The organism is Pseudomonas brassicae (assembly GCF_010671725.1).
GTDB lineage: Bacteria > Pseudomonadota > Gammaproteobacteria > Pseudomonadales > Pseudomonadaceae > Aquipseudomonas > Aquipseudomonas brassicae.
Map to the genome: position 1 here is coordinate 1 of NZ_JAAHBU010000092.1, position 7243 is coordinate 7243.

Sequence of the window (7243 nt, forward strand, 5' to 3'; positions counted from 1 at the left end):
CGGTGGCGACAATCCAGTTCAAACGACCCCGGTCCACCAAATCCACAAAAAAAAAAGACGTCCTCGGACGTCTTTTTTTTTGTGCCTGAAATTCCGCCCCTCGCGCGTACTCGAACGGCTTGTTTACAACGCTGGCACGCCCCTTCCTCGCCTGGCACACCGTGAAGTCGACCCCAGAAGACATCGGACTTTCGACAAAATTCCGCCAAATATTCACAAACGCCTGACAACTTCACATTTTTTCGCTTTCACTTCACCGTTGATCATTATGTGGTTAATTGTCCTACAACCATCCTGTACAGTCGCCGACGCTTGACTCAGCACTTAACTGACAAGCCGGCAGGGATGCCTGATCCAGACGCTGACGCGCCGGTTGTCCCCCGTCGGTTTGTGCCTCTGGAAGGATACTGCCTTGAACATCTCCCACCTGCGCCGCTCGTTGTTGGCGCTGTCCGTTGCCGCCGCCACTGCCACCGCGCACGCGCCCCCGCGCCCGACCTGAACCATGACCTGAGCACCGGCCCATTCACTAGCCCGGGCAACAGTTTCAACAACGCCACGTTCACCGGGACATCGCAAAACGACGGGATCACGCTGGACGACGTGGAGCTGTCCGGCAATCTGCTCAACCAAGGCACGATCAACCTGACCGCTGCAAACCCCAACGACTTCCCTTCCGGCATCGACGTGACGCTCAACTCCACCGTCGCTGGCGACCTGGTCAACCAGGGCGAGATCCGCGTCACCGGCAACGGCGCTGCGGGTCTGGACCTGTACGAGGCGACCATCACTGGCGAAGTGAACAACCACGGCACCATCGCCGTTACCGGCCAAAATGCCAATGGCATGATGATTACCTCGACCCAGTCGCGCATCAACAACACCGGCACCATCACCGCCCGCGGCGCCCGCTCTGCGGGTATCGAGATCGAGAACGCGCGCTTTACCGGCCAGGTGTCCGGCGCGCCGCTCAAGAGCGACATCAACAACAGCGGGACCATTTCCGCCGAGGGCGTGGGTATCCACTTTCGCGGCTTACACAGCTCTGCCGGCTCCGATATCTTCAGCATCCGCCAGACTGGCGGGCTGATCGAAGGCGGCAGCGCCGCGATTCTGGCAGACAAGAATACCGCGCCGTCGTTCTTCTACTGGCAAGGGGGCAAGGTCAAAGGCGACCTGCTGGGCCTGAGCGGCGTATTGGTGAGAGGCGATGCGAACTTCGACGGCTCGACCATCCGCGCCGGTTTCGTCGATATCGACGGCGGCCGCCTGACCCTGCTGCGCCCGCAGACCACGATCATCGGCAACCTCGACCTGGACAGCGACACGGCGCGCCTGCGCCTGCTGCTGGACAACAACACCCAGCCCAATACGCCGATCCTGAAAGTCACCGGCAATACCTACTTCGCCAAAGGTAGCCAGGTCGAATTGCAGGCCCGCTCCGACGACTTCCGCACCTCGGCGCAGGGCACCCGCTATACCCTGCTCAACTCGAGCACCTGGGAAGAGCCGCAGAACCTGTCCGTGGTGTCCTCCTCGGCACTGCTCGAGGTGAAGGATTTCGGCATCGACGGCAAGAACGTCAAGGCGCTGGTCGCTGCCCGCAGTGATGGGATGATCACGCAGGATCTGCTCGGCGCGCATGCCTCGCGCAATGCCGTGAGTGCCATCAAGCCGTTCAAGAACGCGGTCATCGGCCAGCTCGACGAAAGCGACCCGGTGTTCCAGTCCTTCGCCAACGCGTCCACCAGCAAAGAACTGGCCAAGCTTGCCGAAACCCTGACCCCGGATGTCAGCCGCGGGGCGATCAACGCCGCCACCAACAGCCAGACCCTGGTGGGCAATGCCATTACCCGCCGCGCCAGCAACGCACGCAGCGGCCTGGCTTCGGGTGATGGCCTGGCCGATCAGGGCGTATGGCTACAAGCGCTGTCCAGCGACGCCGAGCAGGATCGCCGCCACGGTATCGACGGCTACGACGCCAACACCAACGGGATCGCGGTGGGTGCCGACGGCAAGCTCAACCCCGACACCACGGTGGGCCTGGCGTACAGCTACCTGACCAGCAACGTCAAATCCGACCTGGGTAACAAGACGGATGTCAGCGGCCATGCATTGACCCTGTACGGCAACTGGACGCATGACAACGTCTTCGTCGATGCCTCGCTGATGTACGGCTGGAACGACAACGAGTCCAAGCGCTACATCGCCGGTACCCGCGCCAAGGCCGACTACGACAGTGAAATCTTCGGCGTCAACGCGCTGGCCGGCTACACCTTCCAGCTCGACAAGCAACTGGTACTGGAACCGCAGATCGGTGCGCGCTACGCCAACGTATCGATGGATTCGTACCGTGAGAAAGGCAGCTCGGCAGCGCTCAATGTCGGCAGCCAGCGCTATGAAATCGGCGAGATGGGCCTGGGCGCACGCCTGGCGGCGGCCTTCGACGTAGGGGTCGGCAGCCTGGAGCCTGAAGCCAAGCTGATGGCCTGGCACGACTTCATCGGCGACAAGGCCGGTGCCACCTCCACCTTCGTGCTCGGCGGTACCCCGTTCACCAGCAAAGGCGCGACACCGGCACGTGACAGTTACGAGCTGGGCCTGGGTGCGACCTACCGCGTAGGTGCCTGGAGCGTCGGCGGTGCGTACAACTACCTGACCAGCAGCGGCTTCGATGCCGACACCTTCACCGCGAACGTGCGTTACGACTTCTGACCACGGCCTCCGCCTGAAACAACAAAGCCCGCCAATGCGGGCTTTGTTGTTTCAGGCATGCCTCAGATATCCAGCACGATCTTGCCGAAATGCTGGTTGCTTTCCTGATACTGGAAGGCCTGTGCGATCTGCTCCAGCGGGAAATGCCGGTCGATGACCGGGCGCAAGCCGTTGGCGTCGATCGCGCGCACCAGCGCCTGTTGCTGCACACGGCTGCCCACCAACACGCCCTGCAGGCGCAACTGGCGCACCAGTGCCTGGACCAGCGGCAGCTCGCCAGCCACCCCGGTAAGGATGCCGATCAGTGACACATGCCCACCGATGCGCGCTGCAATCATCGACTGCTCCAGCGTGGCCGGGCCGCCCACCTCGATCACGTGATCCACGCCGCGGTTACCGGTCAGCGCACGCACTTTCTCACCCCAGGCCGGCGTGCTGCGGTAGTTGATCAGGTGGTCGGCGCCCAGCGCCTTCAGGCGTTCGAGCTTGGCATCGCTGGACGACGTGGCAATCACCGTGGCACCCGCCAGCTTGGCGAACTGCAAGGCAAAGATCGAGACCCCGCCAGTGCCCTGCACCAGTACCGTATCACCCGGCTTGAGCGCGTCGTCAGCCATCAACGCGCGCCACGCGGTCAGGCGGCAGTGGTCAGGGTTGCCGCTTCGGCGTGACTCCAGCCCTTGGGCGCGCGGGTGAACGAGGTGGCACGCGCCGTGACCTGCTCACGGGCATAACCGTCGATGCCGTCACCCGGCACCGTGGCAAAACCTTCGACCAGCGGCTCGCCGTCCAGCCAGTCCGGGAAAAACGTACTCACCACCGCATCGCCGACCGCAAACTCGGTCACACCAGCGCCTACCGCGACCACCTCGCCAGCGCCATCGGCCATCGGAATCCGCGGCGCACTCGGCCCCCACATACCACTGACCACGGCAAAATCATGGTAGTTGAGTGAGTTGGCGCGCAGGCGAACGCTGATCTCGCCGGCTTGCGGGGCCGCCGCTTCACAGGTGCCAACCTGCACGTTGTGGTAACCACCGCCTGGTTGAACGTAAATGGCCTTGTGGCTCATGGGAAGCGCCTCGCTCATGTCGGTAAAGGGCCGACCAGTCTTTGCCCAAGGCCGTCACAGGTCAAGCACGAGCACTTGCACAATCCACCTGCAAACCACAATAATGCGACTTATTATCAATTACTCGACATCGCCTTCCCATGCCCGCACCCGATCACGCTGCCCTGCACGCGCTGTACAGCGAACACAACGGCTGGTTGAAGAACTGGCTGCGTGCGCGCCTGGGCAATGCCAGCGATGCCGCGGACCTCGCCCAGGACACGTTTATCCGGGTACTGACCGCACGCAATGCGCAGACCATTCGCGAGCCGCGCAGTTACCTGGGCGCCATCGCCCATGCGCTGATGGTCGACAAATTCCGGCGCAAGGCGCTGGAGCAGGCCTACCTGGCAGCGTTGGCCACGCGACCGGAGCGGGTTGCCGAGTCGCCCGAAGCACGCCTGCTGATCCTCGAAACCCTGGTGGCCGTGGATACCCTGCTCGACGGCATGGGCGAGCGCACCCGGCAGATCTTCCTCGCCGTGCAGCTCGAGGGCCTGAGTTACGTCGCCACCGCCGAACGCCTGGACGTTTCGGTCACCACGGTGAAGAAGCACCTGATCCGCGCCATGACCCATTGCCTGCTGCTGACGGAGGACTGAGATGGCCCAGGCGCTGGATTACTCCACCCTCGAGGCCGCGGCCAGCTGGTACGTCACCCTCAACGCCGCTCCACCCAGCGAGGCACAGGTGCAGGCCTGGCAAGACTGGCTGGGCAAGAGCCAGGCGCATGCCCAGGCCTGGGCCCGCGTGGAAAAACTGCAGCGCCAGCTCGGCCGCCTGCCGGCCGACGTCGCCCTGCCCACACTGGCCGGCGTGCGTGCACGGCGCCGTGCTGTACTCAAGACCCTGGCCGTGCTGATGGGGGTGGGCGTCACTGGCTGGGCCGTGCGCCAGAGTGCGCCAGGCCAGGCCTGGATGGCCGAGCTGCGCACTGACAAGGGCCAACGACGCCAGCTCGCCCTGGGCGATGGCACTCAGTTGCAGCTCAATACCGATACCGCACTGGACGTTGCCTTTGACGACTCCCAGCGCCTGCTCAAGCTCTACAGCGGCGAGATCATGGTGCAGACAGCGTTCGACCCCGCCGGGCGACCGTTCATGATCGAGACCCGCGAAGGGCGCATCCGCGCGCTGGGGACCCGCTTCAGTGTGCGCAGCGAGCACGGCGTAAGCCGCGTGAGCGTGCTGGAGCATGCGGTAGAGATCCGCCCCGCCGACCAGCCGCTGCAGCTGTTGCGCCTGGACAGCGGGCAGAGCGTGAGCTTCGACAGCCGCCAGCTCGGCACAGCGCGCAGCGCAGCGCCCGGTACCGGAGCCTGGACCCAGGGCATGCTGACCGTGATCGAATGGCGCCTGGCCGACTTCATCCGCGAGCTGCGACGCTATCGGCCCGGCGTGCTGCGCTGCGCCGACGGCATCGCCGAGCTGCGCCTGTCGGGCGCCTTCCGTATCGATGACACCGACACCATCCTGCAAAACCTCGGCGCGTCATTGCCGGTCAAGGTGCGCTACCTCACGCGCTACTGGGTCAGTATCGAACCTGTTTGAAAAATCTCACTCACGGGTTGCCGATTTTCATTCTCATTCGGCTACGCAGTTAAAGCGCAATTATCAGGCGCGATTCTGCCCAGCCAATCGAAGGAAAACCTGCATGCCCACCCCTTGCCCGCGAACCCATCGCCCTCTGGTCCGTGCCGTCCACCTGGCCCTGTTCGGCTTGAGTCTGGCACCTTTGCCGCTGCTGGCGCTGATGCCGGCACAGGCGATGGCGCAAAGCGCCAGCACCCAGTTCCAGATCGCACCGGGGCCGCTGGGCACCGCGCTGAGCCTGTTCGCCACACGCGCCAACATCACCCTGTCGTTCGATGCCCGGCAGACCCAGGGCCGGCAATCGGCTGGCCTGCAGGGCAACTACAGCATCGAGGAAGGCCTGGGGCGTCTGCTCGCCGGCAGCGGCCTGCAGGCTCAGCGCCAGTCCAACGGCGGTTATGTGCTGGTGCCGGCCAGTAGCGGTGGCGCAGTAGAACTGGGCGCCACCAGCATCAACAGCAACACCCTGGGCGAGACCACCGAGAACACCGGTTCGTACACCACCGCTGCCACCCGCACAGCGACCAAACTGCCGTTGTCGATCCGCGAAACGCCGCAATCGGTCACCGTGGTCACGCGTCAGCAGATGGACGATCAGGGCGCCCAGAACATCACCGACGTGCTGCGCAACACCCCAGGCGTGTCCGCACAGGCCTATGACAGCGACCGCACCGAGTTCTCCAGCCGTGGCCTGGCGATCACCAACTTCCAGTACGACGGGGTCAACACCATCTATGACGGCGTGTACGGCGAAGGCACCGCACATGTCGACATGGCCATCTACGACCGCGTCGAAGTGCTCAAGGGCGCAACCGGCCTGATGACAGGCTCTGGCGACCCGTCCGCCACCGTCAACCTGATCCGCAAAAAACCCACCGCGCAGTTCCAGGCCTCGGTTACCGGCAGTGCCGGCAGCTGGGACAACTACCGCGGCGAAGGCGACGTTTCAGGCCCGCTGAACGACAGCGCCAGCCTGCGCGGCCGCTTCGTCGGCGCGCAGCAGGACACCAAGGGCTACCAGGACCACTACCAGCAGAAGAAAGAGGTGTACTACGGCATCCTCGAAGCCGACATCACCCCCGACACCCTGCTGACCGTCGGCATGGACCAGCAGACCACCACACCGCGCGGCTCGTCCTGGACCGGCAACCCGGTGCACTTCTCCGACGGTGGCCGCACCGACTTCCCGAGCAGGTTCAACCCGGGCGCAGACTGGAGCCGTCGCGACTTTCAGAACCGCACCTACTTTGCTTCGCTGGAGCAAGCCCTGGCCAACGACTGGAGCCTCAAGCTCAGCGTCAACCAACTGCAAAGCGACCACGACACGCGCCTGGCGTCAGCCAGTGGCGGCAACCCCGACCGCGCCACCGGCGAAGGCATGTTCTTCTACTGGGGCCGCTGGGAAGGCCACCGCGTACAGAACACCGCCGACATCAACCTGTCGGGCCCCTTCAGCCTGTTCGGTCGCCAGCATGACCTGGTGGTCGGCTACAACGTCGCCCACTCGCGCCAGACCGGCGCCACCTGGGACACCAGCCAATTCACCCTGGTACCGGGCAGCATCTACGACTGGAAGGGCGACATCGGGGTGCCGGACTTCCCGAAAAACGGCAAGTACGAGCAGAACAAAAGCCAGAACGGTGCCTACATCGCCACCCGCCTGCGCCCCACCGATGCGCTGTCGGTGATCCTCGGCACGCGGGTCAGCACCTTCAAGTACGACGACACCTACGACTACGACGGGTTGAACCCGACGATCTTCGCCGACAGCAAGGCCAGCTATCAGCAGCACGGCGTGGTCACCCCGTATGCCGGCGTGGTCTA

The 7243-nt window shown here is 64.2% G+C and carries 4 protein-coding genes and 1 pseudogene; 4 read left to right on the forward strand and 1 reads right to left on the reverse strand.

Annotated elements, in window-relative coordinates; genetic code table 11:
* Positions 1 to 603: 603 nt before the first annotated feature.
* Positions 604 to 2715, forward strand: coding sequence for an autotransporter family protein (locus G3436_RS07680; RefSeq protein WP_338001217.1), 2112 nt, complete (start codon positions 604 to 606; stop codon positions 2713 to 2715).
* 62 nt (positions 2716 to 2777) lie between these two features.
* Here the strand turns inward: G3436_RS07680 and G3436_RS07685 are convergent.
* A pseudogene (locus tag G3436_RS07685) lies at positions 2778 to 3787 on the reverse strand (zinc-dependent alcohol dehydrogenase family protein).
* Between the two features lie 140 nt (positions 3788 to 3927).
* Between G3436_RS07685 and G3436_RS07690 the strand changes: the two are divergent.
* The 3 genes from G3436_RS07690 to G3436_RS07700 form a co-directional block, all read left to right on the forward strand.
* Entirely contained in the window at positions 3928 to 4428 is a 501-nt protein-coding gene (locus G3436_RS07690; RefSeq protein WP_163943183.1) for a sigma-70 family RNA polymerase sigma factor, read from the forward strand.
* 1 nt (position 4429) lies between these two features.
* The gene (locus tag G3436_RS07695) at positions 4430 to 5377 is read left to right on the forward strand and encodes a FecR domain-containing protein (RefSeq protein WP_163943186.1); all 948 of its coding nucleotides are present in this window, start codon (positions 4430 to 4432) and stop codon (positions 5375 to 5377) included.
* Between the two features lie 103 nt (positions 5378 to 5480).
* On the forward strand, positions 5481 to 7243 hold a 1763-nt coding region (locus G3436_RS07700), incomplete at its 3' end, for a TonB-dependent siderophore receptor (protein WP_163943188.1).

Excerpts from the sequence above, each read along its gene's own strand:
- G3436_RS07690 (WP_163943183.1), top strand. The coding sequence starts at position 3,928 with ATGCCCGCACCCGATCACGCTGCCCTGCACGCGCTGTACAGCGAACAC.
- G3436_RS07695 (WP_163943186.1), top strand. The coding sequence starts at position 4,430 with ATGGCCCAGGCGCTGGATTACTCCACCCTCGAGGCCGCGGCCAGCTGG.